Here is a 26134-nt window from a genome sequence, read left to right as displayed (position 1 = left end):
GCGCCCTCAAGCGTGGGATCAATGCAGCTTCGGCGCCTTCAGGAGCTTGAAGCGGTCGGTCGAGGTCACGGTGACGTCGAAGGTGACGCCTTCATGATGCACGGTGAGCGGTACATCGACGCCGGCGGCGCCGAGCGCCCACATCTTCTTGTAGAAGCCGGTCTGGCTCCTGACCTTCTCGCCGTCGACGGCGAGGATGACGTCACCGGTCTTGAGCTCGGCGCGCGCGGCCGGGCCGTTGGCGGAGATCCCGATCACCACCACGCGGTTGTCGATCTCGGTCGAGTAGAGCCCGAGCCACGGCCGTGCCGGTTTGTTGACACGGCCGAACTTGCGTAAGTCCTCGAGGATCGGTTTCAAGAGATCGATCGGAACGATCATATTGACGTGCTCGGCCTTGCCCTCGCGCTCGCGTTCGAGCTGGAGCGAGCCGATGCCGATCAATTCGCCGCGCTCGTTGAGCAGCGCCGTGCCGCCCCAGTTCGGGTGCGCGGGATAGGTGAAGACGGCCTCGTCCAGCAGATATTCCCAATAGCCGGCGAATTCCTGCTTGGCGACGATCTGACTGGCGACCGAGCGCGTGCGCCCGCCGGCGCCGCCGACCACGACGCGGTCGCCGATGCGGGTGTCGGCCGAGCTGCCGAGCGGCAGGGGCTCGATATCGAGCTTGCCGAGCGCCTGCACGAGGCCGAAGCCGGTGACGGTATCGAAGCCGAGTACATGCCCTTCGACGACGCGCCCGTCGGCAAGATGCAGCCACACCGATTCCGCCTCGGTGATGAGATAGCCGATGGTCAGCACCAACCCGTCGTCGATCACGACGCCGTTGCCGGCGCGTTCGGTGCCCAATGTTTCGGCGCTGAAAGCGTCCGGCGGGATGATGGCGTGCAGGCCGACGACGGAGCCGAGCGTGCGGTCGAGATCGAAACCGTAATCGCTCGCACGCGGCTGGTTGGCCGGCGGCACTCTCCATTCGGTTAGAACGGCCATGGAGGTCTCCTGATCTGCGAGCGCGGTCCCGTCGCCGCCAAGCGAGGGCGCGCGAAGTACCGGTAATCTAGGCCGACGATGGTCATCTTAAAAGACTTGACCTCAACTATTCCGGAAAACGCGGCGTGAATTCTTCGAAAGGCACGGAAACACGGCTTGCACGCGACCGGTGGTGCGCTCCGGCACCGGCCGCATGGCTGCTGTCCGACGAGGTGCTAGGCGGCCTGCAATGAAGCTGATAACCATTGCCGCTTCGTTTGACCAAGGGATCACGGACCGAAGCAATGGACAACCGCAGCGACATCTGGCGTGGCATCGACACGATCAAGGGGCGTTTCATCGACCTCAGCGACAAGGTCTGGGGCATGCCCGAAGTCTGCTACACCGAGGCGCGGTCCGCCGCCGAGCATCTCGCCGAGCTGCGTCACCAGGGTTTCCGCATCACCGAGAACGTTGCGGGCATTCCGACCGCGCTGATGGGCGAATGGGGCGAGGGCGGTCCCGTCATCGCCTTCATGGGCGAATATGACGCGCTGCCCGGCCTCAGCCAGGAGGCGGGCGTTGCGGAACACCGTCCGATCGAAACCGGCGGCCATGGTCACGGTTGCGGACATAATCTGCTCGGCTCCGCCGCGCTGCTCGCCGCGACCGCGGTCAAGGACTGGCTCGCCGAGAACAAGGTGCCGGGCCGCGTGCGCTATTACGGCTGCCCGGCGGAAGAGGGCGGCGCGGCCAAGGCCTTCATGGTGCGCTCCGGCGCGTTCGAGGATGCCGACATCGCCATCACCTGGCATCCGCACAGCTTCTGGGAAGTCGCGGTGACGCCGTCGCTCGCAAACACCCGCGCCGACTTCATCTTCACCGGCCGCACCTCGCATGCTGCGGCTTCGCCCCATCTCGGCCGCTCCGCGCTCGATGCGGTGGAATTGATGAATGTCGGTGTGAACTACATGCGCGAACACATGCCGAGCGATGCGCGCGTGCATTACGCGCTGCTCGACACCGGCGGCATCGCGCCCAACGTGGTGCAGGCCCACGCACGCGTGCGCTATTCGATTCGCGCCCGCGATCTGCCCGGCATGAACGAGCTGGTCGGGCGCGTGAACAAGATTGCCCAGGGCGCAGCGCTGATGACCGAGACCAAGGTCGAGATGAAGATCATCTCGGCGGTCTCCAACATCCTGCCGAACGCACCGCTGGAGCAGGCGCTGCATCGGGTGATGGAGGAGCTCGGGCCTCCGCATTTCGACGATACGGACAAGGGCTTTGCCAGCCAGATCCGCGCGACGCTGAGCGACAAGGACATCGCTTCGGTCTATTACGCGATCGGCATGGACCCGACAGATCGGCCGCTGGCCGATTTCCTGGTGCCGCTCGATGCCAAGCGCAACCCGCTTGTCGGCTCGACTGACGTCGGCGATGTGAGCTGGGTGGTGCCGACCGTGCAGGTTCACGCACCGACGGTTGCAATCGGCACCCCGTTCCACACCTGGCAAGTCGTGGCGCAGGGCAAGAGCCCGCACGCGCACAAGGCCATGGTGCAGGCGGCCAAGGCGATGGCGGGCCTCGGCATCAAGGCGTTGACGGAGCCGGAGCTGATCAAGGCCGCGAAAGCGGACCTCACCAAGCGGACCACCAAGACGCCCTATGTCTGCCCGCTGCCGGACCACGTCGCGCCGCCGCTCGATATGTCCGTGGTGTAGAAAATTTCGTCTCGATACTTCGTCTGATCCGGCGAACAAATTTTTCGCAGTGCAACGTGGAATCCGGCGTATTTTGACGCCGGTTTGCCGAACGCCTGGGCTGTGGAACGCAGTTTTGCCCAACAGACAGCCAGAACACCGTTCGCATACACACAGTCGGAGTTGACGCGCAGCCTATTCGGTGTGCCATCTACCGCCAGCCAAACCCGGCGGCCGCTCGCGGTCGCCTGCATCCATACCGGGAACCAGACGGGGGACAACCATGCTGGATAAAGAACTGCGTTCGATGATCGGCGATGTGAAGGACGGGCGGATGGATCGCCGCGCCTTCATCAAGCGCATGGCTGCGGTCGGCCTCACCGCGCCCCTCGCCAACCAGATCCTCGCGCTCGGCGGTGTCGCCATGGCGGAAGGCCCGCAGGTCTACAAGCCGACCAAGCGCGGCGGCGGCGGAGCGCTGAAGCTGCTGTGGTGGCAGGGCCCGACCTTGCTCAATCCGCATTTTGCCACCGGCACCAAGGACCAGGATGGCTCGCGCCTGTTCTATGAGCCGCTCGCCTGCTGGGATCCGGACGGCAACATGAAGCTGGTTCTCGCAGCCGAGATCCCGTCGATCCAGAACGGCGGGCTGGCCGCTGACGGCAAATCGGTAACCTGGAAGCTCAAGCCCGGCGTCAAGTGGCACGACGGCAAGCCGTTCACCGCCGACGACGTCGTGTTCAACTGGGAATATGCCAAGGACCCGGCGACCTCCGCGCTGACGATCGGAACCTATCGCGACATCACCGTCGAGAAGGTGGACGATCTCACGGTCCGGATCCTCTTCAACAAGCCGACGCCGTTCTGGGCCGACGCCTTCGTCGGTGCTCCCAACACCATCATCCCGAAGCATCTTTTCGCCGACTACAAGGGAGCCAAGTCGCGCGAGGCGCCGACCAACCTCTCGCCGGTCGGCACCGGCCCCTACAAGTTCGTCGAGTTCAAGCCGGGCGATCTCGTCCGCGGCCAGCTCAATCCCGATTACCACATGCCGACCCGGCCTTATTTCGACACGGTCGAGATGAAGGGCGGCGGCGACGCCGTCTCGGCGGCGCGCGCGGTGATCCAGACCGGCGAATATGACTTCGGATGGAACATCCAGGTCGAGGACGACGTGCTGCTGCGGTTGGAGAAGGGCGGCAAGGGCAAGACCATCTACGCCGTGGGCGGCGATACCGAGTTCATCGCGCTCAACTTCACCGATCCGAACACCGAGGTCGACGGCGAGCGCTCGTCGATGAAGACCAAGCATCCGCTGCTGTCCGACCCTGCGGTGCGCAAGGCGCTGTCGCTGCTGGTCGATCGCGAGTCCGTCAAAAAGGCGATCTACGGCCGCGCCGGCCGCACCACCGCCAACTTCCTCAACGGTCCCGAGAAGTTCGTTTCCAAGAACACCACCTGGGAGTTCAGCATCGAGAAGGCCTCGAAGCTGCTCGACGATGCCGGCTGGAAGCCCGGCGCGGATGGCATCCGCGAGAAGGACGGCAAGAAGCTGAAGCTTTTGTACCAGACCTCGATCAACGGCCCGCGCCAGAAGACCCAGGCGATCGTCAAGCAGGCCTGCCAGAAGGCCGGCATCGACGTCGAGCTGAAATCGGTTGTCGCGTCCGTGTTCTTCTCCTCCGACGTCGCCAATCCCGATACCTATGCGCATTTCTACGCCGACCTCGAGATGTTCCAGATCCCGCTGAGCCAGCCCGATCCGGCGCAGCACATGCGCCGCTATCTGTCGACTCTCGTCGCTACCAAGGAAAACAAGTGGCAGGGCACGAACTTCCCGCGGTGGGTCAACAAGGACTACGACGCGACCATCGATGCCGCCGAAAGCGAGATGGATCCGGTCAAGCGCGCGGCGCTCTACATCAAGGCCAACGATCTCATGTACCAGGACACCGTGTTCATCCCGGTGCAGCATCGGCTGAAGGTGGAGGCGGCGGCGAACAATCTGCGTCCGATCATCAGCGGATGGGCCAACGAAACCGACAATCTGCACGACTGGTACCGCGAGGAATGATCACGCGCAGCTAGGCGGGGTCCTTCTTTCATGAGTCAGTATGTCCTGCGTCGCCTCCTGATCGCGATTCCGAGCCTGCTCGGAATCTCGGTCGTCCTGTTCGTGGTGCTGGCGCTGGCGCCGGGAGATCCCTTCTCGGAGCTGGCGACGAACCCGAACGTGCCGCCCGAAGTGCAGGCCGCGCTTCGGGCCAAGTTCGGCCTCGACGATCCGATCTACCTTCGTTACCTGAGCTGGCTCTCCGCCATGCTGCATGGCGACTGGGGTTTCTCCTTCGTCAGCCGGATGAACGTCGATCAGCTCATCCTCCAGCGCCTGCCGGCGACGCTCTACGTGATCGGCTCGGCGCAGATCTTGGCGCTGCTGATCGCGATCCCCGTCGGCGTCTACGCCGCGACCAAGCCCTATTCGCTGTTCGACCAGATCGCCAACACGCTCGCCTTCGTCGGCTTCTCGCTGCCGACCTTCTTCACCGGCATCCTGTTCATCCTGATCTTCTCGGTCACGCTGGACTGGCTGCCTTTCGTCTACACCACCGACATCAAGGCGACCGGCATCCGCTGGGTGCTGGAGATGATCCGCCAGGCGATCATGCCGGTGGCGGTGCTCGGCCTGTTCCAGGCGGCATCGATGACGCGCTTCGTGCGCTCGGCGATGCTCGACGTCATCCGCCTCGACTACGTCACCACGGCGCGCGCCAAGGGCCTCGGCCAGACCAAGGTCATCGTCAAGCACGTGATGCGCAACGCCATGATCCCGGTCGTGACGCTGATCGCGTTGCAGATGCCGGCGGTGTTCGGCGGCGCCATCGTCACCGAGCAGATCTTCCGGATTCCCGGCATTGGCTCGCTGCTGATCTCCTCCATCCTTTCCAACGACACGCCGGTGGTGATGGCCGTCACCTTCGTCTTCGCGTGCCTCGTGGTGCTGTTCAACCTCATCGCGGACGTCCTGTATGGCTGGCTTGACCCTCGCATCTCCCTCCGCTGAGCGGGGCGTCTACTCGCCCTGGCGCGAGACGTGGCGGCGCTACAGCCGCCACAAGCTCGCCGTGGTCAGCGCCTTCCTGCTCCTCATCCTGATCCTGGCTGTCGTCGTCGGCCCCTTCATCTGGCGTATCAAGATCAACGAGATCGACATCGTGGCGGGTTTGCAGGGGCCCTCGCTCGCGCATCCCTTCGGCACAGACGATCTCGGCCAGGACATCCTCGCCCGCATGATCTATGGCGGGCGGATCTCGCTCGCGGTCGGGCTCGCCGCGATGCTGGTCTCGGTGGTCATCGGCACGCTGATCGGCGCGCTCGCCGGCATGTCCCGCGGTGCGCTCGGGCACGGGTTGATGTGGCTCACCGACCTGTTCCTGTCGCTGCCGCAGCTGCCGTTGCTGCTGCTGCTCATCTATCTCTTCCGCGACGGGCTGAAGTCGATGTTCGGTCCCGAGGGCGGTATCTTCATCCTGATCGTGCTCGTCATCGGCGGCCTGCGCTGGATGCCGGTCGCCCGCCTCGTGCGCGCGCAGTTCCTGTCGATCCGCGAGAAGGAGTTCGTGGAGGCGGCGCGCGCGCTCGGCGCGAGCCCGGTGCGGCAGGTGGTGCGACACATCCTGCCCAATGCGGTCGGGCCCGTGATCATCGCCGGCACGATCGACGTTGCGGCCGCCATCATCGCCGAATCGACGCTGTCCTTCCTTGGCCTCGGCTTCCCGCCGGACACCCCGACCTGGGGCCGGCTATTGTTCGACGCCAAGGATTTTCTCGACATCGGCCCGCACTGGGCGCTGTTTCCGGGCGGCGCGATCTTCATCGCCGTGGTCGCCATCAACTTCATCGGCGACGGTCTGCGTGACGCGCTCGATGCGCGACGGGTGATCTGATGGCGCCGCTGCTCGAAATCAAAGGGCTCAAAACTCATTTCTCCACCGACGACGGCATCCTCCAGGCCGTCGACGGCGTCGACATCTCGATCAACCGCGGCGAGACCCTCTGCGTCGTCGGCGAGTCCGGCTGCGGCAAGACCGTGACCGCGATGTCGATCCTGAAGCTGATCGCGATGCCGCCGGGCCGTATCGCGGCGGGCCAGATCATCTTCGAGGGCCGCGACCTGGTGCCGCTGACGAGCAGCCAGCTCGACGAGATCCGCGCCAAGGAGATCGGCTTCATCTTCCAGGAGCCGATGACCTCGCTCAACCCGGTGCTCACCATCGGCGAGCAGATCGCCGAGAGCCTGCGCCGCCATGAGGCGGTGACCAAGAAGCAGGCGCTCGAGCGCACCATCGAGATGCTGAAGCTGGTGCAGATCCCGAACGCCGAAGGCCGCGTGCACAACTATCCGCACCAGTTCTCCGGCGGCATGCGTCAGCGCGTGATGATCGCGATGGCGCTCGCCTGCAAGCCGAAGCTGATCATCGCCGACGAGCCCACCACCGCACTCGACGTCACCATCCAGGCGCAGATCCTCGATCTGCTTCAGGACATGAAGGAGCGTTTCGGCATGGCGGTGATGCTGATCACCCACGCCATGGGCGTCGTCGCCGAGACCGCGCAGCGCGTTGTCGTGATGTATGCCGGCAAGGTGGTGGAGGAGGCTCCCGTCGATGATCTCTTCGCCGATCCCCGCCATCCCTATACGCAAGGCCTGATCCGCTCGATCCCGCGCATCGATCTCGACAGCGAGCACAAGACGCGGCTCGAGGCGATCGGCGGCTCGGTGCCGATCCTGATCAATCCGCCGGTCGGCTGCCGCTTTGCGCCGCGCTGCAAGTTTGCCATGAACGTCTGCATCGAGAGAGAGCCGCTGCTCCGCGAGGTCGCGCCCGGCCACCGCATGGCCTGTCATCTTGGGGATACACAGTTGGGAGGCGCGGCATGAGCGAGCCCTTGCTGCGCGTCAGCGGCCTGAAGAAACACTTCCCCGTGCTCGGCGGCCTGCTGTCGCGCCAGGTCGGCACCGTCTACGCGGTCGACGGCGTGTCGTTCTCGGTCAATCGCGGCGAGACGCTGGGGCTCGTCGGCGAATCCGGCTGCGGCAAGTCGACGACGGGACGCTGCGTGCTGCGCCTGATCGAGCCGACCGACGGCGAGGTCACTTTCGACGGCCAGGACGTGCGCCAGCTCGGCGGCAGCGATCTGCGCGCGATGCGGCGGAACATGCAGCTGGTGTTCCAGGACCCGTTCGCCTCGCTCAATCCGCGCATGACGGTCGGCGCCATCCTCGGCGAGGCCTTCACCATCCACAATCTCGCATCCTCCGCCAAGGAGCGCGAGGAGCGCGTCGCGGCCCTGCTCGTGAAGGTCGGCCTCAAGGCCGAGCACATGCGCCGCTATCCGCACGAATTCTCCGGCGGCCAGCGCCAGCGCATCGTGATTGCGCGCGCGCTCGCGGTCGAGCCGAAGCTGATCGTCTGCGACGAGCCGGTCTCCGCGCTCGACGTCTCGATCCAGGCCCAGGTCATCAACCTCTTGGAGGACCTCCAGGCCGAGCTGAACCTGACCTATCTCTTCGTCGCGCACGACTTGTCAGTGGTCGAGCACATCTCCGACCGGGTCGCGGTGATGTATCTCGGCCGCATCGTCGAGCTGGCGAAAGCCAGCGACCTCTACCGCCATCCGCAGCATCCCTACACCAGGGCGCTGTTGTCGGCGGTGCCGGTGCCCGATCCAAAGCTCAAGCGCGAGCGCATCCGCCTCAAGGGCGACGTGCCGAGCCCGATGAAGCCGCCGTCAGGCTGTCACTTCCACACCCGCTGCCCGATCGCCCAGCCGCGCTGCGCCGAAAGCGCGCCCGAGCTGAAGGAAGGAGCGGGCGGGCATTTCGTGGCGTGTCATCTGGCGTAATGCGATGAACCCGTACGGTGGCGCCAACGCGTACGCGCCTTTGCTCACCCTACGCATATTCATCCATGAAGCAGGCCATATTCCGAAAGGAGCTGCCTGAACGCCTCCACCGACGTGTGATGATGCGCGAACAGGCCTGCCTCGCGCGCGCCGGCGACATTGGCCGGGAGATCGTCGACGAACAAGACTGCCTCCGGCTCTAGTTTGAGCTCCGACAGGCAGAGGCGATAGCAGCGCGGGTCCGGCTTCGCTGCGCCGAATTGGGCCGAGGTGTAGATCCGGGAGCCGAACAGCGGGCGCAATTCCGGCAGCAGCGTGTCGATATGGTCGGCGACCAGCGTGGTGTTGTTGGTCAGGACGGCAATGTCGACGGTGTCGCGCAGACGGCGGACAATCTCCAGCATCGCGTGGTCGGCCTGCATCGAACGGCGCCGCGCCTCCACCCACTCCTCGAGCGACAGCGGATAGCCCATGCGTTCGCCGAAGCCTCGCAGATAATCCGTCGCATCGAGCGCGCCGGAGTCGCCGAGCGCCTCGAAGCCGCTGTCCCAGATCGCCTCGTGAACCGATTCGCTGCTGGTCCCCGCAAGCGCCGCAAGACATGCGACGCGCTTTGTCCTGTCGTAGTCGCAGAGGACATTGTCCATGTCGAAGAGGACAAGCTTGATAACGTCAGCCACGGCAACACTCTCGGGTTGGCCGAGCATCCGGCCGTGATCGCGGTCATATCCCGACTACGCACAGGGGACAAATCCGCGCCGTCTCTACGGCTCCGAGCTGCTGCGCCGGGCCAGTTGGTGCAGCACCGTGTCGATGGCCGGGATCGCTCCGGTCTCGCGCAGCCATGTATCGGCCTGCTCCCTCAGCTCACCCGGCGTCAGGCCGAATTTGCGGCGGAATGCGCGGATGAAGGTGGAGTCGCTGCTGAAGCGCATGCCGACGGCTAGGTCGATCAGCCGGGTGTCCTCCGCGGACGGCGATATCAGCTGGCGGAAAGCGAGATTGAGCCGCTGCTCCCTCACGTAATGCGCAAGCCCGCCATCGGCCTCGAACAGCCGGTAGAGGGTCGCGCGTGAGATCTGGAAGTGGCGGCAAAGCTCGCCCGCGGTCAGCACGTCGGTCTCGAGATTGTCCGCGATGCGGCGCTTGATCACCGAAAGATAAAGATGCCGTTCGGCCCGTTCGACGCCTGCCGCGATGTCGGCCGCACCGCCGGCGGCCGCGGCAACGATGTCGGCGATCGCCTCGATCGTGGCCTCGGCGCTGCCGGCCTCGGGATCGGGCGGGAGTGCAAGCGCCGCGTAATGGCTGGCGAGCAGGCGTGCATGAGGATGGTTTGACGGCAACAAGGTTGCCGTGGCCGAATCCGGATGTGCGAGCCGCGGCGCCAGCATCGCGCGTTGCAGGATGATCGTCATCATGCGGGTGCGGCTGCCGCCGCCGCGAAGCACCGTTCGGTTGGGTTGCGCCATGTCGATCAGAACGATGTCGCCAGGCCGCAGCGTCACTTCGCGCCGGCCGGAGCTGAACTGCATCTCGCCTTCAACGCACAGGGTCATCTGAAAGTGATCCATCGCGCCGCGGGCGACGTGCGCGGGCGTCCGGTCGTATTCCTGGTCGCTCGCACGCGTATCGATCAGCAACGCGTTGCGGGTCATCATCGTCGCGGTGGTGACATGGAAATCGTCTTCCGCGGTGAGCGGAATGACGTCGCAGATGTCGGCCGTCATCGCACGCAACTGCTTCAGCGCGCTCGCCCCGCGCCCGGGGATGTCCGCCAGCATACTCTCGTTCACGTCCGTACCGCCTGCATCATCTCACGACGAGGCAGGACCGCATAAATTCGATATTCGAAGACCGGCGGCACACCAACATCGCCCGGGATGTAGCCATTCGGAAATCGGTGCGCAAGCGACGTTGGCAAGGCCGCGCGACGGATTTGGCATAGGTCGTGCGGAATCCGCACCGATTTTATCGCCCTGAGACGTAGGGCACATCACGCCTCGGGCAGGCCTGCTAGGAGGTCCGTTCGCCGATTGAATGCCGGCGCCGCCACGCGGGGGCTGCGCCGTCCGGAATGGGGTGCCGCGTGCGGTTGGAAGTGGGAATGAAGAGCGTCGGTTGTTCGCAAGCGCGCCGGCGCAGACGAAGGCGCACCGGGCAAGCGCGCGCCTGGCGGATGCTCGCAGTCGTGGTCCTGCCGTATCTCGGCGCGACCTCGGCGAGCCGGGCGCAGATCGACAATTACGGGATCTGGACCGCAATCAACAGCGCGCCCGGGCAGGTGCTTGAGTTCGACACCCTGACCAACGCTCCGATCGGATCGGCCATTGCGACCGGCTTATATCCCCAGAACGCCGTGTTCTCGCCCGATGGCCGTTTCGCTTATGTTGTCACATACGGAAGCAGCGAAGTCGCTGTCATCGACGTCGTCAGCCGGAATGTTGTCGCGACCATTCCCGTCGGTGGGGGCGCCACTGCGTTGGCCCTCAGCGCGGATGGCTCGAGCCTTTACGTGGCGTTCACCACAGGCAGTTCGGTCTCCGTCATCTCGACCGCGACCAATCACGTGGTCGGCTCCCCCATTGCGGTAGTTACGGATCCCCATGGGATTGCGGTCTCGCCGGACGGGACTCGAATCTATGTCGCCAATGCAGGCTCCAACAGCGTCTCGATCATCGATGCCGCGTCGAAAGCTGTGATAGGCACAATCGCGGTCGGACTATCGCCGTACGGCATTACCCCGTCACCCGACGGCAGCAGGATTTACGTGGCCAATCAATCCGGCAGTTCCGTTTCGGTGATCGACACGGGATCGCAATCGGTCGTCGCGACCGTTCCGGTCACCGGATTCCCGTTGAGCGTTGCGGTAAGCCCCGATGGTTCAAGGATCTATGTGACCACCCAGTCCAATCAGCTCGTGGTTATCAATGCGACGACGAACTCCGTGATCGCAACTGTGGCTTTGTCAAGCCCAAGTATCGGGGTGACCGTAACCCCCGACGGCAGCCGCGCATACATTACGACCGGGCTTGGGTTCTATGTGCTGGATACCGCGACCAACACGATTGTCACCTCGGCATCCATTCCCATTGTGGACAACGGCAATGTCGGTACCGCCTTTCTTGGCCCGAACGTCATCGTCGCGGCGGGTGGGGCACTCTCGGTGGCCAGCGATGCGGCGCTCTCGGCGCTGGGCTTCGGGCAATACATCAATTTCAATGGCGGTACGCTGCAATTCACTGGTGCTTTCAACAGCGCGCGGACGATCTCCCTGCTGGCCGGCGGCGGCACGATCGATACCAACGGCTTCAATGCGACATTGTCGGGCCAGATCATCAATACGGGATCGTTGACAAAGACCGGGCTGGGCACGCTGACGCTGACGGGCGCCAACACCTATACCGGCGGCACCATCATCAACGGCGGCACGCTCGCCCTGAGCGGCGCCGGCACGCTGGGCGACGTCGGCGGATCGACGACCGTCAACAGCGGCGCCACGCTGGACCTGGGCGGCACGACGCAAACCCAGAGCGCGGTCGGCCTCAATGGCGGTACGATCCGGAACGGCAACCTGAACGCACCCATCATCTCCACCGGCGGCATCCTCAACGGCGTCGGCGGCACTGCGAGCCTGACGACGACGGCCGGCCTCACCATGCTGCTCGGCACCAACGGTTATAGTGGTGCGACCACCGTGAACGGCGGCGTACTCGACGTCGAGGGAACGATCACCGGCACCTCGGCGGTGACGGTGAATTCCGGCGGCGTGCTGATGGGGGCTGGCACCATTGATCCGCTGACGGTGACGATTGCTGGCGGCGGCACATTCGCGCCGGGCAACGGCGCGCCGGGCAGTTCCACCGGCATTGTCGGCAACCTCGCCCTGCAATCGGGCGCGCTCTATCAGGTCCATGTCAATCCGTCGACGGCGTCTTATGCGACGGTCACGGGGAGCGCGACGCTCGGCGGTGCCACCGTGAACGCGGTGTTCGCGGCCGGCAGCTACATCGAGAAGAGGTACACCATCCTCAGCGCGAGCGGCGGCATTTCCGGCACCTTCGCTTCGACGGTTGCCAATGGCAATCTGCCGGCGAACTTCAGGACCGATCTCGGCTATGACGCAAACAACGTCTATCTCAATCTGTCGCTTGCCTTCGTCCCGCCGCCGAACTCCGGCCTGAACGGCAACCAGCAGGCGGTGGCGAACGCGCTGGTCAATTCCTTCAACGTCAACGGCGGCATCCCGCTAGTCTATGGCGGTATGACGGCGACGGGCCTGACGCTAGCTTCCGGCGAGTCGGGAACGTCCTCGCAGCAGACCACGTTCAGCGCCATGGGCCAGTTCGTGGGCCTGCTCACCGATCCCCTCGCGCAGCGAGGTGGCGAGCCGAGTTCGGCGAATGGCGCGGCCGGCTTTGCCGAGGAGGATCAGGTGAGCGCCTACGCCGCACGCAGGCGCACCGATGCATTTGCGATGGTCACCAAGGATCCGCAGACGTTTGCGCCGCGCTGGAGCGTGTGGGCCGCGGGCTTCGGCGGTTCGCAATCGACCGACGGCAACGCCGTGACCGGCTCGAACGATATGACGAGCCGTATCGCCGGAACTGCGGTCGGTGCCGACTACCGGCTTTCGCCGAGCACGCTGCTCGGCTTCGCGCTCGCCGGCGGTGGCACCAGCTTCGGCGTGAACGGTCTCGGCTCCGGCCGCTCCGACCTGTTCCAGGCCGGCGCATATCTGCGCCATGCGAACGGCCCGGTCTACCTCTCCGCCGCGCTGGCCTATGGCTGGCAGGACATCACCACCGATCGTACGGTGACGATCTCCGGAGCCGATCGTTTGCGCGCCGAGTTCAATGCCAATGCCTGGTCCGGCCGTGTCGAAGGTGGCTATCGCTACGTCGCGCCGTGGATTGGCGGCATCGGTATCACACCCTATGGTGCGGCGCAGTTCACGACGTTCGATCTGCCGGCCTATGCCGAGCAGGTCGTCTCCGGCTCGTCGGCGTTCGCACTGGGTTACGCTGCGAAGAGCGTCACCGACACCCGCAGTGAGTTCGGTTTCCGTACCGACAAATCTCTCGCCGTGCAGGGCGGCGTGCTGAGCCTCCGTGGCCGGCTTGCGTGGGCACACGATTTCAATCCGGATCGCGCGGTCGCCGCAACGTTCCAGGCGCTGCCGGGCGCAAGCTTCGTCGTCAACGGTGCGGCGCAAGCGCGAGAGTCCGCGCTCACCACCGCTTCCATGGAGATGAACTGGCTGAGCGGCTGGTCGGCGGCGGCGAGTTTCGAGGGCGAGTTCTCGAACGTCACGCGCAGCTATGCGGGCAAGGGCAGCGTCCGCTACGCCTGGTGAGCGGTCGATCCCGTCACGCGCTCTTCGCGGGCCAGGGCACGACCTTGCCCGTCATCACCAGCCGGTCACGGCCATTGTCCTTGGCGGCGTAGAGCGCGCGGTCGGCGGCCGCGACCAGCGCGCTACAGTCCATCGCGGTCTGGGCGGGCAAGCTCGTCGCGGCGCCGATGCTCGCGGTCACCAGCCGCGACGGCGGATTCTGCGCATGCAGAATGGCGAGATCGTGCAGCGCCTGGCGAATCCCCTCACCGACCTCGGCGCAGCCGTCCGGGCCGGTGTTCGGCAACAGCAGGGCGAATTCCTCGCCGCCGTAGCGCGCCGCGAGGTCGGCCGGGCGCCTCGCGTAGGCCGACAGAATCCGGCTCAGCGACCGCAGGCATCCGTCGCCCGCCAGATGTCCGTAATGGTCGTTGAACTTCTTGAAATGGTCGACATCGATCAGCAGGAGCGACAGCTGCGCGCCGTCGCGCCGGGCGCGCGCCCAATCCTCGGCGAGGCGTTCGTCGAACGCGCGCCGGTTGGCGAGGCCGGTGAGGCCGTCGGTTGTTGCCAGCGAGGCGAGCTTGTCCTGAAGATCCTTCTGCTCGGTGATGTCGCGCACCACCGCGACGACGCCGTCGATCTCTCCGCTATCCGACGCCAGGGTGACGTGCAGCGCCGCCTCGGCCCAGATCTCGCCGTTGTCGCGATGACGCTGGCGGTAGACGAACCGGGCCTCCTCGGCCTCGCCGCTCTTCAGTGCGGCGATGGCCTGCTCGACCCGTTCCATGTCGTCTGCGTGAATGCCGGCGAGCGATGAGGTGTCCAGCAGCTCCTCGGCGGACCAGCCGGTGATGCGCACGCACGCCGGCGAGACATAGAGCAGCCGGTTGTCCAGGCCGATCCGGGTCACCATGTCGCTCGATTGCTCGGCCAACAGTCGGAAATTCGCCTCCTTGGCGATCAGGGCCTGGGCCATGCGCTGCCGCTGCAGGAGCTGACGCACCAGGTAGACGCCGATCACCGCGATCAGCAGGACGAGGCCGAGGACGAAGGTCATGCGCGTGGCGGCCGCGCGCCACCAGGGCGCCAGCACGTCGTCCTGCGACTTGCTCGCCAGCACCATCAGGGGATAGCGGCTGCTGCGCTGGTAGTAGCTCAGCCGCTGCACGCCATCGAGCGGTGACTTGAAATAGTAGACGGCCGCCGCGGGACGGTTTTCCCAATCCCTGAACAAGAGAGCATTGGACAGGTCGCGTCCGACGTAGGCGCCGCTCTCGTCGCGGCTGCGCGCCAGCATGATGCCGCTATTGTTCAGCAGCGACGCCGAGCCGTTCGGCCCGAAGTCGAACCGCTCGTAGAACTTCATGAAATAGGCGACGTCGATCGTGAGCAGGGCGACGCCGGCGAAGCTGCCGTCGGGATGGTCGATCCGCCGCGAGGCCGTGATAATCCACTGGCCGCCGGCGCGGCTCTTGATCGGCCGCCCGATCAGCGTGCCCTTGGCCGGGGAGTCGCGGTGCTGCCGGAAGTAGTCGCGGTCACTGTTGTTGAACCTGGAGAGATCGACATGCTCGGTCGTGGCGAGCCAGCGGCCGGTCTCGTCATAGACGAAGATGCCGCGAATGCGGTCCGATGATTTGCGGGTCGGCAGGTAGGTCTGGAGCTTGGTGATCGTGTCCGGGCCGGTCCCGTCGAGCTCGAGCCGGTGCACCAGCCCGACCAGGATCGTATCGGCGAGCTCGAAGGTATCGTCGGCATGCTGGATCAGCGAGTGCGCCAGATTGGCAACATCGATCTCGGCGTTCCTGAGCTCGGCATCGCGCGCCTCCCATTCGCGCCAGGCGCTCAAGCCGAGGATCGCCGCGCAGATCAGCACGACGAAGCCCGCCGCCCAGAGCGGAAGGCGCGTCTTGCCGAGTTCGCGGCTGGTGACCATCAGGTTTGCTCCAAATCGGCGCAAACCTCTCACCTTGGCCTTAACGGCCTGTTGCAACATCCATGATGATTGTGCGGAGCCGTATTCGACCGGAGACAATCTCCGACATTGCGACAAGTTGTGGTCGAAGGATGTTAACCAAGCCGCCGCCGCGCAATGGCTCCGCCTCCTATCCGCTGCCTCATCCCTCCAGCGTGAAGCCGACGCGCAGCGTCACCTGATAATGACGCACGGTGCCGTTCTCGATGTGGCCGCGCGTCTGCACCACCTCGAACCATTTCATCTCGCGAACGGTCTTGGCGGCGCGGCTCACCGCGTTCTTGATCGCATCCTCGATCGAGGTCTCGGACGATCCGACCAGTTCCAGGATCTTGTAGACGTGATCCGTCTCGGCTGTGGGCATGGCGGTCTCCCCTTGTGTGGCGGATGGGCCGGTCCTCGCGGACAGTCGGGCTGTCGCGAGGCGTATGGCCTCTACCTGAACGGACACCGGCGCTTGCGGTTCCTTGCTCCGTGATGGCCCGCATGCGCCAGCGGCATTGGAGTGCCGGCGATCGCCTGCTAAGCGCTGTCCATGGATTCGACGCGGCGTGACAGGACAATCGGCTCTCTCTGCCTCTGCGTGACGGCGTTCGGCTGGGCGCTGAACTGGCCGCTGATGAAACTGCTGCTCCAGCAATGGCCACCGCTGTTCGCGCGCGGGCTTGCCGGTGTCTGCGCCTCGCTCATTCTCGGTACCCTGGTGCTGAGCCGGAAGGAATCCTTCGCGGTGCCGCGTGAGGCGATTCCGCGGCTGCTGTTTGCGACCCTCACCAATGTGTTTGCCTGGATGGGGCTCGGCACGGTCGCGATGAAATACGTGACCGTGAGCGAGGGTGCGCTGCTCGCCTACACCATGCCGATCTGGGCGATGCTGTTCGCCTGGCCGGTGCTGCACACCCGGCCGACCCTGCGGGACGTTTTCGGGCTGGTCCTCGGTGTCGCCGGTGTCGCGTTGCTCTTGAGCGGCAACGGCTTTGCGTTCGGCGCCAACAAGCTGCTCGGCATTGCGCTCGCGCTGCTCTGCGCCATCCTGTTCGCGCTCGGCAACGTGCTCAACCGCAAGCCGTTGCCGATGCCGCCGCTGGTCGTCGTCGCCTGGCAGGTCGGGCTCGGCTGCGCCACGATGCTGATCCTTGGCATCCTGTTCGAGCATCCCAACGTCACCGCGATCACGCCGCGGGGCCTCGGCTGCTTCATCTACATGACGCTGGTGCCGATGGGCGTCTGCTACGTCACCTGGTTCGAGACGCTGCGCCGCCTGCCGCCGACCTCCGCCTCGACCGGGATGCTGATTGTTCCCGTCATCGGGGTGGTCTCCGCGGCGATCATTCTTGGCGAGCCGCTGGGCCTGCGCGAATGGATGGCGATGGCGCTGACGCTTGGCGGCGTGACGCTCGCGTTGCAGCGCGCGTAGCGGCGTCATTCGCGGCCGGTAGGTCGAAACCGTCGCGAAGCCAGCAGTCGGGCCGCGACCTCGACATTCCTTTCAAAAACGCCCGTCGGTGCAGGATCGCCAGCTTGCCCGTTTCAATGCGGGCGGGTTAATTTCTGCGCCTTTCCTGGCATGTTCGATGTGCGGTGATGATCGACCGTTGGACGAGGGGCGCTCTGATTGCGATCGGTCTCTGTGCCATGCCTGCGCCAGGCATCGCGCAAGACGATCTCGATGTCGCGCCAGACAGCCTGTCGCTGCAAGTGACGACCGATCCTTCCATGATCGAATGCCGCCGGCTGGAGGCGGTCAATCCGGCCTCGCTCGCGTTCCTGCCGCTGCGCCGCACCTTCAACGACGATTTCGATCAGCATCCGCTCGCGAGCGGGCGCTGGGTACCGCATTACGCCGGCGGCGCGGCATGGCCTGAGGCACGCTATTGGGGCGGCGACGGCTCCGACTTCAAGCGCAAGACCAGCGCCAATGGCGAGCAGCAGATCTATGTCGATCCGCGCTACGCGGGGCGCGCCGCAACGCCGCTCGGGCTTGACCCGTTCAAGGTCAAGGACGGCGTGCTGTCGATCGTCGCCAGCCGCACGCCGCCGGAATTGAAGCCGGTGCTGTTCAACAACGAGTACATCTCGGGGATACTCACCACGCAGGGCAAGTTCGCGCAGAAGCACGGCTATTTCGAGATCCGCGCCAAGCTGCCGGTCGGCCATGCGGTGTGGCCGGCGTTCTGGATGCTGGCGGACGACGGCGGCTGGCCGCCGGAGGTCGACGTGCTGGAAGGCCGCGGCGAGCGCCCTGGCGATCTCGTCATGACCACGCATTGGCGGATCCCCTCGACCCAGAAGATCCAGTCCTGCGGCTTCGACTTCGCGGTTGGCGATGCCTCCAGCGCGTTTCATAATTACGGTGTGCTGTGGGAGGAGGACCGGCTGATCTATTTCATCGACCGGAGGCCGGTCTCCGACATCAAGGTGCCGATCGGCTTCGACGATCCCATGTACATGATCGTCAATCTCGCGATCGGATCGAAATTCTTTCTCGGCGTCGGTCCCGTCGACGCGGAATCGCCCCCGAGCGTGGCCTTCGAGATCGACCGGATCTCGGTCTATCAGATCGACATGGCGCAGGCGCGGAGATAGGGATGCTCGCAAAATTCTCGCGGCGCGGTTTTGCAAAGCTCGCCGGCCTCGCCGCGCTCGGCGCTGCGGCGGGGGCCAGCGGCGCGGAGAGCGACGCGCCGGCGCTGGACCGTCACGCGCCGGCACCGTTCCCGAAGGAGTTTCTGTGGGGCACGGCGACCTCGTCCTACCAGATCGAGGGCGCGGTCAACGAGGACGGCCGCGGCAAGTCGATCTGGGACGTCTTCAGCCACACGCCCGGCAAGATCGAGGACGGTTCGACCGGCGACCGCGCCAACGAGCATTATCATCGCTACAAGGAGGACGTCGCGCTGATCAAGGCGCTCGGCGTCAAGGCCTACCGTTTCTCGATCGCCTGGCCGCGCGTGTTTCCCGAAGGCTCAGGGCAGCCCAATCCGAAGGGGCTCGACTTCTACAACCGTCTCGTCGACGAGCTGCTCGCGAACGGCATCACACCCTATGCCACGCTCTATCACTGGGACCTGCCGCAGGCGCTGCAGGACCGCGTCGGCGGCTGGCAGTCGAGCGACACCTCGAAGGCGTTTTCCGACTACGCCGCCTATGTTGCGGCGCGCCTGACCGATCGCGTGAAAACGGTCTTCACCGTGAACGAGGCCGGGCGTTTCGTGAACTTCGGCTATGGCTGGGGCATCGACGCGCCCGGCCTCAAGCTGCCGACGGCGCAGCTCAACCAGGCGCGCCATCACGTCGCGCTGGGGCACGGGCTCGCGGTGCAGGCGATCCGCGCTTCCGGGTGTGCCGGCACCCGCGTCGGCGCGGCCGAGAACATCGCCGCCTGCGTGCCGGCGATCGCGACGCCGGACAACATCCGCGCCGCCGAGATCGCGACGCGCGAGCTCAATGCCGGCTTCCTCGGCGTGGTGCTGGAGGGCAAGTACACCGACGGCTTTCTCGCCTATGCCGGCGCGGATGCGCCAAAGTTCACGCCTGACGAATTGAAGATCATCGGCACGCCGAACGATTTCGTCGGCCTCAACATCTACGCGCCGCAGTTCTACGTCACCGCGTCCGAGCGCGCGTCGGGCTTCCACGTGCTGCCGTTCCCGACCTCGTTCCCGCACATGAACTCGGAATGGCTGCGCATCGGCCCCGAGGTGATCTATTGGGCGCCGCGCCTCGCCGCAAAGGTCTGGAACATCGAGAACATCTACATCAGCGAGAACGGCACCTCGTCGGAGGACAAGATCGCCGCCGACGGCCAGGTCTACGACCTCGACCGCATCATGTTCCTGCGCAACTACCTGACCCAGATGCAGCGCGCCATCAGCGAGGGCGTGCCGATCCGCGGCTATTTCCTGTGGAGCCTGATGGACAATTTCGAGTGGATCTTCGGCTACGGCAAGCGCTTCGGCGTCTATCGCGTCGACTTCGAGACGCAGGCGAGGGTGCCGAAGCTGAGCGCGGCGTTCTATCGGGATGTCGTGGCGCGGAATGCGATCGGGGTGTGAGACGACGAGCGCTGCACTCTGGGATTGGTATCGAGCGCGACGCCGTCACCGAACGAACGGGGACTGCGGGGTCATCCAGATATCCCTGGGATCCGCAGGTTTGCTCAATCCTTGCGGAGGCAATGCCACCGACGAGGGCCAGAAATCGCCGGTCGGGCCGGCCGGCGCCTGCTTCTGTTGGGCCAGGGTGCAGGTCTTGATCTGGGTGGCCGCGGTCTTGCTATGGTTGCTCAGCAATTGTTCGGTGTAACGCGCCAAAGCCCGGCATTCCGCTGCGTGTGTCTCCAGATATTTGATCAGTTTGACTTCAGCCCGGCTGAAGTCGCCGATCAACTTGCAGGCCTCATTCGGCTGCGCGTGCCGGACGGCGGCGGCCTTGAGGAGCTGAGCCCTTTGCCCAACTTCTTCTTTCAGCGCGGAGAATTCGCCGGTGCAATCAGGGGCCATCGGCGCCGCGATGATCTCGGGAGGAAAGGCAGATCGAGGCTGTGCTTTGGCCAATGCGGCGACAGCGATGGTTGCGACCATGACCGGCGCAAACAGGCTGCGCATCATCACAGCTGTGTCTCCGCCCTACGGATCCAGCTCCGTATCCCAGTAGAGATAGTCCAGCCAGCTGTCGTGCAGATAGTTCGGCGGAAACAGGCGGCCGTTGCGGTGGAGCTGGTGCACGGTCGGCGCGAACGCGCTTTGGCGCGGAAACATCTTGGCCTGCGCCGGCGTGAGATTGCCCTTGCGCAGGTTACAGGGCGAGCACGCCGCGACCACGTTCTCCCAGGTGGTCTGGCCGCCTTTGCTGCGCGGGATGATGTGATCGAAAGTGAGGTCTTCGGGCGAACCGCAATATTGGCAGGCGAAACGATCGCGCAGGAAGACGTTGAAACGGGTGAAGGCGGGATGGGTGGTCGGCTTGACGAAGGACTTGAGCGAGACGACGCTGGGCAGCTGCATTTCCAGCGTGGGACTTCGAACCGCCTGATCGTAATGCGCGACGATGTTGACGCGGTCGAGGAACACCGCCTTGATCGCGTCCTGCCACGACCACAGAGACAGTGGGTAGTAACTCAGCGGCCGGAAGTCCGCGTTCAGGACCAGCACCGGCCAACTGCCTTGCGAGACATGTGCGTTCAAGTAACGCTCCCGGCCTCCAATGTACGCTGCGAAGCAGCATGTACTGACATACTACATGCAGCGTGACGGGATTGTGAAGCCCGTTGAGCGACTTATTCAGGCGCAAGCAATGCGGCGGCGGGGTGGCGAAGCGCTCAAAAACGCCGTGATTCGGGGAGCGATCATGCGGGGCGGCCCGGAACCGCCGCTGCGGGTCGCCGATGCCTCATTCCCGCACCCGCTCCAGCTTCTGCAGGCAGCGCGTGGCGCGCACCGCGGCCGGCATCTCCTCGTCGGGAAAGCTGGTTTTCCAGTTGGTGACGCCGACTTCGCCGACATAGATGTCGCCCCTCGAATCCAGCGCGATGCCGTGCGGGGCCAGGAATTTTCCGCTGGCAACGCCCGGGCCTTGCTCGCCGCCGAGGCGCGCGATGCGCTTGCCCTGCGCGTCGACGATCGACAGCCGCGGGCCGAGATTGGGCACATTGCGGTTGATGTCGAGGCCGGGGCCGAGCTCGCCGATGACGAAGGTCGGGCTCTTGGCCCCGCCGCAGCAGCACAGCGCGCAGGGCCGGTGCAAATTGTTCCACTGCGTCTCGTACTTGCCCTCGCCGTTGAACACCTGCACGCGGTGGTTCTCGCGGTCGGCGACATAGACCCAGCCGTCGGCATCGGTCGCGATGTTGTGCACGATGTTGAACTGGCCGGGATCGGTGCCCGGCCCGCCCCAGCTCTTGATCAGCTTGCCGTCAGGGGTGAATTTGTGCACGCGCGCATTGCCATAGCCGTCGGAGACGTAGATCTCGCCTTTCGGTGACAGCGCAGTGTGGGTGCAGCGGTGGAACGGCTCGCCGCTCATGAACGGCGCCGGCTTTGCGGGAATGCCGATCGTCAGCAGCACCTTGCCCTCGGTGGTGCATTTGCGCACGGTGTGGTCGCCATCGTCGGTGCAGTAGAGATTGTCGTCGGCGTCGATGTGCAGGCCGTGCGCGCGCGAGAACAGGCCTTCGCCAAAACTTCGGAGGAAATTGCCTTCGCGGTCGAGCACCACCATCGGATGGACGCCGCGGTTGAAGACGTAGACGCGGTCCTTGCTGTCGACCGCGACCGAAGCGACGTCGGTGAGCTGCCAGCCGTCCGGCAGCTTTGCGAAATTGTCGACGACGCGGTAGCGGTGCTCGCCGGTGCCGAGAATGGCTGGCATTGATCTCTCCTCTTTTCATTCCGGGGCACGCGAAGTGTGAACCCGGAATCCATCGGGCTGCGCGTCCCGGAGTTTCCATGGATGCCGGGCTCGCGCTGCACGCGCCCGGGAATGACGAGTGTGGTTACGTCGGCCCCAAAATCCCTTCCTCGATCGCCTTGATCTGGAGCGCGAGATATTTCGAGTTGATGCGGCACTGCGCGAGGCTGCCGGCGATGAACCACAGGCCGGGCTGCTTGGTGCGCGCATACATGTTGCGCAATTCGAAGCCGTCGCCAAAGCCCCAGACCGGGCCGACGCGGTCGGCGATGGCATCGCCGAACAGTTTCCGCACGAGGTACTCCTGCGGCCTGTAGCCGGTCGAGAGCACGATGAGATCGGCCGCAACAGTCGTGCCGTCCTTCATCTGTGCACCCGTGGCCGTAAAGCCTTCGATGTCGGAGAACTGCTTCAGCTTGATCGCGCCCTCGACGATCAGGTTGGAGCAGCCGACGTTGAAATAATAGCCGCCGCCGCGGGTGAGGTATTTGAACTGCCAGCCGGTGCCGGCCTCGCCGAAGTCGAGCTTGAAGCCGACGCGGGCAAGGCCGTCGAGCAGCTCCTTGTCGAGCTGCTTCGATTGCTCGGTCAGCATCACATGGGTCTTCTTCGCGAGCGGCGTCGGCATCGAGGCCGCAATGAGGTCGTTGTCCTCGAGCGTGCCTTCATTGTAGGTCGCGTAGGCGAGCTGCGCCGAGGGCTCGATATTGGTGACGAGTGTGGGCGAGCGCTGCACCAGCGTCACCTCGGCGCCGCTGGAATGAAGATCCTGCGCGATGTCGTGGCCGCTGTTGCCGGTGCCGACGACGATGGCGCGCTTGCCGGTCCAGTTCTCGCCATCCTCGTAGCGGCTGGAATGCAGCAGCGCGCCCTTGAAATTATCGAGGGTCGGAATGTCAGGAATGTTGGCGATGCCGCTGACGCCGGTCGCCATGATCACATGGCGCGGATGCATGGTGTGCTGGCTGCCGTCGGCGCGGCGCAGCGTCACCGTCCAGTGTCCCTCCGCCTCGTCGTAGTCACCGCCCTCGAATTCGGTGCCGGTCCAGAAATTCAGCTCCATCGCATCGACATAGGCTTCGAACCAGTTGGCGAGCTTGTCCTTGGGGATATAGACCGGCCAGTTCGGCGGGAACGGCATGTAGGGGAGGTGATTGACCTGCACCTGATTGTGCAGTGTGAGCGCGTGATACCGCTTGCGCCAATTGTCGCCGATCCGCGACCCGCGATCGACGATCAGCGTGTCGATGTTGAGCTGCTTCAGCCGCGCCGCGGCCGCAAGCCCGGCCTGGCCGCCGCCGACCACCAGCACGGTCGGATCGCGATCGGCATAGTCGCGCGAGGCGTTGCGCTGGTCGAGCCAGTTCGGTCCGCGAAAATCGCGCGAATAGGCCTGCCCCCGTGGCCGCGAGGTGCCGAGCTGCTCCTCAAATCCCCTGAGCTCGTCGAGCGCGGTGAGCAGCGTCCACGCCTTCAGCCGGTCGCTGTCGCTGGCATCAGGCACGAGCCGCACGATGCCGCTGCCGCGGCCGAGCGTGGTCTCGAAATTGAAGATGGCTTCGATGTTGTTGGTGCCGGCGCGCATCACCCAGCGCGGAGGTGCGCGGTTCATCGCGATTTTGAAGCTGGTGGGGGCCGCCTTGGGCGCGAGCACGGTCAGAGATTGCGCAACTGCATCGCGGCCGGCGATCGTCTGCAGGTTCCAGCTCAGTGCCAACACGTCGCGCCAGAAACACTCGGCAACGAACAGGCGGTCGAGCGCTTCGCGGTCAGGCTTTCCCAGCGTACGCTCGAATTCATCGAGCCAGGCCTGCGCGGCGACGGAAATATCCTGCGTCCTGTCCAGCATGCGCGACCTCATGGCCGTCTTCGCGGCGTTTCCTCGGAGATCGAACGCTATACTGGATCAGCCCATGCCAAAAGCGATTTACCCGAGCAGCGAGAGCATGTGGCCCTGCTCAGGCGGAATGCGCCCTTTCAGCGTGTTGAGATAGACCTGCCGCACGGCGTCCGGGCCGCGGCTCTCGATCACGGTCAGGCGCTGGTCGAGCGTCGGTGCGAAGCCCGACCAGGCCCGGCCAAAACGCTGCTCGATGCCGCCCGGGCCCCAGTCCTTGGCGCGTTTGCGGATCGTCTCGGGCGCGGAGAACCAGCGCGGCTTGGCGCCGGGCAGGGCGGCTTCCTCGGCATCGGTGGCGCGATGCGTCAAGCCGACGCGCATCGAGCATTTCATCTGGTCCCCAAAATGCCGGTGCAGTTCGGCGCGCAGCGCGCTGTTGCCGGCCATGTCGGTGAAGGCGACCGGCGTGTCCGATGGCAGCGACGTCACGCGATCATAGGTGACGACCTCGTCGTAGCAGCCGAGCGAGGTGACGAAAGCGGTGTTGCCTGACGAGGTCAGCCCGATCACCTTGCGGCCTCGCGCATGCAGGAGATGGCCGAGCCCGAACGCGGTCTTGCTCGATGCGCTCGAAAGCAGCACGGTGCACGCGCCGAAATCGTCGTTCTCGGCGAGAAAATCGTCGACCAGGAACGACAGCATGAACAGCGGCCGCAGCAGCGCCTGGTAGTCGCCCTGCCGTCCGGCATAGGCGGGATCGCCGCTGACGCGCGCATAGGCGTTGTAGACGGGCGCCACGTTCTGCCGGTGCGCGGCACCGTCGCGCAGGCCCCGCTTGCTGACGTCGGCAGCTTCGATGACGAGATGCGTCGCCATCGGGAAATAGCCGAACAGGCGCTCGCCGACCGGCACGTTCGGATGCCTCGAGGCGATCACATCGCCAAAGCCCCACACCGGAATATTGCCAAAACCCTTTGGCGCGGGAAACAGCTCCCAGTATTTCACGGTGTCGCCGAGCACGGCATAGGTGATGTTGTTGGCGGTGAAGGCGAAGCGGTCGACCCTCACCAGCAGCGCATCCTCCGGCAGCGCGTCGGCTGCGGGAAGCGTCGTTGAGATCGTCTTGCAGGTTTCGAAATCGTCACGCGCGACGATGAAGTCGGTGGCTGTCATGATGTCGATCCCGGCTTGTCCGTGCCGGCATCTCAATCGGTCACGCGCGCGAGCTTTGCAACAGCAATATAGTTTTAAACGCTGTTCGGCTGCTCATGCCGACAGCACACCTTCGCGCTTCTTCACCGCGCGGTAATAGCTCCACCACAGATGCGCCGCCGCGCCGCGTAGGGGACGCCAGGGTTCGGCGAGGGGCGCCATCTGCTTTTCGGTTGGCCGCGCCTTCAGGCCGAGGCCAATCTTGATGCCTTCCTGCACGGCGAGATCGCCGGCCGGCCAGGCATCGCCATGGCCGAGGCAAAACAGGAGATAGACGTCGGCGGTCCACGGCCCGATGCCGGGCAGCGAGATCAGCGTGTGATGCGCGGCGTCCGCGTCTTCCTCCGCGAGCACGTCGAGGTTCAGCCGCTGCGCATTGATCTCGCGCGCCAGGTGCTTCAGCGTCTTGATCTTGGCTGCGGAGAGGCCGAGCCGCCCGAGCCGGTCGGTGCGGGCGCGGCGCACGGCGTCATGGTCGAACGGATCGAACGCGGCCGACAGCCGTCCCCAGATCGCCGCGGCGCTCGCGGTCGAAAGCTGCTGCCCGCAGACGATGTGGGCCAGCCCCGTAAAGCCCGGCTCGCGCCGCCGTAGCGCCGGCATGCCCGCGATCTCGAACACGGGCTTGAGGCGCGAATCGCGCTTGACCAGCGCGTGGACGGCCTCTTCGAGATCGGACTGGCTTTCGAGGTGGATGGTCATCGCAGTTCGGCAAGCTCTTTCCGGCGTCATGGCCGGGCTTGACCCGGCCATCCATCTCCTATCGTAACAGAGTCATGGAG

The 26134-nt window shown here is 65.1% G+C and carries 21 protein-coding genes; 10 read left to right on the top strand and 11 right to left on the bottom strand.

What is annotated here, in order from left to right; genetic code table 11:
- Positions 1 to 18 precede the first annotated feature (18 nt).
- The gene (locus WN72_RS43390; RefSeq protein WP_027562122.1) at positions 19 to 990 is read right to left on the bottom strand and encodes a S1C family serine protease; all 972 of its coding nucleotides are present in this window, start codon (positions 988 to 990) and stop codon (positions 19 to 21) included.
- A 284-nt stretch (positions 991 to 1274) separates the two neighbouring features.
- On the opposite strand from WN72_RS43390, the gene WN72_RS43385 reads away from it, so the two are divergent.
- The 6 genes from WN72_RS43385 (at position 1275) to WN72_RS43360 (ending at position 8579) form a co-directional block, all read left to right on the top strand.
- Positions 1275 to 2693 carry a M20 family metallopeptidase gene (locus WN72_RS43385; RefSeq protein WP_027562123.1) on the top strand — a complete coding sequence of 473 codons (1419 nt, stop codon included), beginning with the start codon at positions 1275 to 1277 and terminating at the stop codon, positions 2691 to 2693.
- 262 nt (positions 2694 to 2955) lie between these two features.
- Positions 2956 to 4746 carry a peptide ABC transporter substrate-binding protein gene (locus tag WN72_RS43380; protein ID WP_027562124.1) on the top strand — a complete coding sequence of 597 codons (1791 nt, stop codon included), beginning with the start codon at positions 2956 to 2958 and terminating at the stop codon, positions 4744 to 4746.
- Positions 4747 to 4776: 30 nt separating this feature from the next.
- Positions 4777 to 5736, top strand: a complete 960-nt coding sequence (locus WN72_RS43375) for an ABC transporter permease (RefSeq protein WP_092215531.1) — start codon at positions 4777 to 4779, stop codon at positions 5734 to 5736.
- On the top strand, positions 5702 to 6619 hold the full coding sequence (locus WN72_RS43370) for an ABC transporter permease (protein WP_027562126.1): 918 nt from the start codon (positions 5702 to 5704) through the stop codon (positions 6617 to 6619). Before WN72_RS43375 ends, WN72_RS43370 begins: the two co-directional genes overlap by 35 nt.
- Positions 6619 to 7614 (top strand): ABC transporter ATP-binding protein, encoded by a 996-nt coding sequence (locus tag WN72_RS43365; protein ID WP_027562127.1) that lies wholly within the window; start codon positions 6619 to 6621, stop codon positions 7612 to 7614. Before WN72_RS43370 ends, WN72_RS43365 begins: the two co-directional genes overlap by 1 nt.
- Positions 7611 to 8579, top strand: coding sequence for an ABC transporter ATP-binding protein (locus WN72_RS43360; protein WP_027562128.1), 969 nt, complete (start codon positions 7611 to 7613; stop codon positions 8577 to 8579). Before WN72_RS43365 ends, WN72_RS43360 begins: the two co-directional genes overlap by 4 nt.
- 59 nt (positions 8580 to 8638) lie before the next feature.
- Here the strand turns inward: WN72_RS43360 and WN72_RS43355 are convergent, their stop codons facing one another.
- The gene (locus WN72_RS43355; protein ID WP_092215533.1) at positions 8639 to 9286 is read right to left on the bottom strand and encodes an HAD family hydrolase; all 648 of its coding nucleotides are present in this window, start codon (positions 9284 to 9286) and stop codon (positions 8639 to 8641) included.
- Between the two features lie 57 nt (positions 9287 to 9343).
- The gene (locus WN72_RS43350; protein WP_092215535.1) at positions 9344 to 10375 is read right to left on the bottom strand and encodes a helix-turn-helix domain-containing protein; all 1032 of its coding nucleotides are present in this window, start codon (positions 10373 to 10375) and stop codon (positions 9344 to 9346) included.
- A gap of 311 nt (positions 10376 to 10686) precedes the next feature.
- Here WN72_RS43350 and WN72_RS43345 point away from each other — a divergent pair, with 311 nt between their 5' ends.
- Complete coding sequence (locus WN72_RS43345; RefSeq protein ID WP_167380775.1) at positions 10687 to 13935, top strand: autotransporter domain-containing protein; 3249 nt, start codon at positions 10687 to 10689, stop codon at positions 13933 to 13935.
- A gap of 13 nt (positions 13936 to 13948) precedes the next feature.
- On the opposite strand, the gene WN72_RS43340 is transcribed toward WN72_RS43345, so the two are convergent.
- Complete coding sequence (locus WN72_RS43340; protein ID WP_167380776.1) at positions 13949 to 15853, bottom strand: sensor domain-containing diguanylate cyclase; 1905 nt, start codon at positions 15851 to 15853, stop codon at positions 13949 to 13951.
- Positions 15854 to 16034: 181 nt separating this feature from the next.
- Positions 16035 to 16256, bottom strand: coding sequence for a dodecin (locus WN72_RS43335; protein WP_027562132.1), 222 nt, complete (start codon positions 16254 to 16256; stop codon positions 16035 to 16037).
- Between the two features lie 171 nt (positions 16257 to 16427).
- Between WN72_RS43335 and WN72_RS43330 the strand changes: the two genes are divergently transcribed.
- The 3 genes from WN72_RS43330 to WN72_RS43320 all read left to right on the top strand — a co-directional run bounded on the left by WN72_RS43330 (position 16428) and on the right by WN72_RS43320 (position 19947).
- Positions 16428 to 17309 carry a DMT family transporter gene (locus tag WN72_RS43330; RefSeq protein ID WP_092215544.1) on the top strand — a complete coding sequence of 294 codons (882 nt, stop codon included), beginning with the start codon at positions 16428 to 16430 and terminating at the stop codon, positions 17307 to 17309.
- Between the two features lie 167 nt (positions 17310 to 17476).
- Positions 17477 to 18478 (top strand): glycoside hydrolase family 16 protein, encoded by a 1002-nt coding sequence (locus WN72_RS43325; protein ID WP_092215547.1) that lies wholly within the window; start codon positions 17477 to 17479, stop codon positions 18476 to 18478.
- A gap of 2 nt (positions 18479 to 18480) precedes the next feature.
- Positions 18481 to 19947: a GH1 family beta-glucosidase gene (locus WN72_RS43320; protein ID WP_092215548.1), complete on the top strand. Its 1467-nt coding sequence runs from the start codon at positions 18481 to 18483 to the stop codon at positions 19945 to 19947.
- Positions 19948 to 19992: 45 nt separating this feature from the next.
- Here the strand turns inward: WN72_RS43320 and WN72_RS43315 are convergent, their stop codons facing one another.
- The 6 genes from WN72_RS43315 to WN72_RS43290 form a co-directional block, all read right to left on the bottom strand.
- Positions 19993 to 20502 (bottom strand): hypothetical protein, encoded by a 510-nt coding sequence (locus WN72_RS43315; protein ID WP_092215550.1) that lies wholly within the window; start codon positions 20500 to 20502, stop codon positions 19993 to 19995.
- Between the two features lie 18 nt (positions 20503 to 20520).
- Entirely contained in the window at positions 20521 to 21078 is a 558-nt protein-coding gene (locus WN72_RS43310; RefSeq protein ID WP_008543309.1) for an HNH endonuclease, read from the bottom strand.
- Between the two features lie 205 nt (positions 21079 to 21283).
- Positions 21284 to 22261: a peptidyl-alpha-hydroxyglycine alpha-amidating lyase family protein gene (locus tag WN72_RS43305; RefSeq protein WP_027562136.1), complete on the bottom strand. Its 978-nt coding sequence runs from the start codon at positions 22259 to 22261 to the stop codon at positions 21284 to 21286.
- A gap of 124 nt (positions 22262 to 22385) precedes the next feature.
- Positions 22386 to 24149 carry an NAD(P)-binding domain-containing protein gene (locus WN72_RS43300; RefSeq protein WP_143130586.1) on the bottom strand — a complete coding sequence of 588 codons (1764 nt, stop codon included), beginning with the start codon at positions 24147 to 24149 and terminating at the stop codon, positions 22386 to 22388.
- A 78-nt stretch (positions 24150 to 24227) separates the two neighbouring features.
- Positions 24228 to 25313, bottom strand: coding sequence for a DUF2855 family protein (locus tag WN72_RS43295; RefSeq protein WP_092215552.1), 1086 nt, complete (start codon positions 25311 to 25313; stop codon positions 24228 to 24230).
- 93 nt (positions 25314 to 25406) lie between these two features.
- Complete coding sequence (locus WN72_RS43290; RefSeq protein ID WP_027562139.1) at positions 25407 to 26054, bottom strand: DNA-3-methyladenine glycosylase family protein; 648 nt, start codon at positions 26052 to 26054, stop codon at positions 25407 to 25409.
- Between the last annotated feature and the right edge of the window lie 80 nt (positions 26055 to 26134).

This window comes from Bradyrhizobium arachidis, from assembly GCF_015291705.1.
Classification (GTDB): Bacteria; Pseudomonadota; Alphaproteobacteria; order Rhizobiales; family Xanthobacteraceae; genus Bradyrhizobium; species Bradyrhizobium arachidis.
This window is presented reverse-complemented; position numbering and strand designations above follow the sequence as displayed.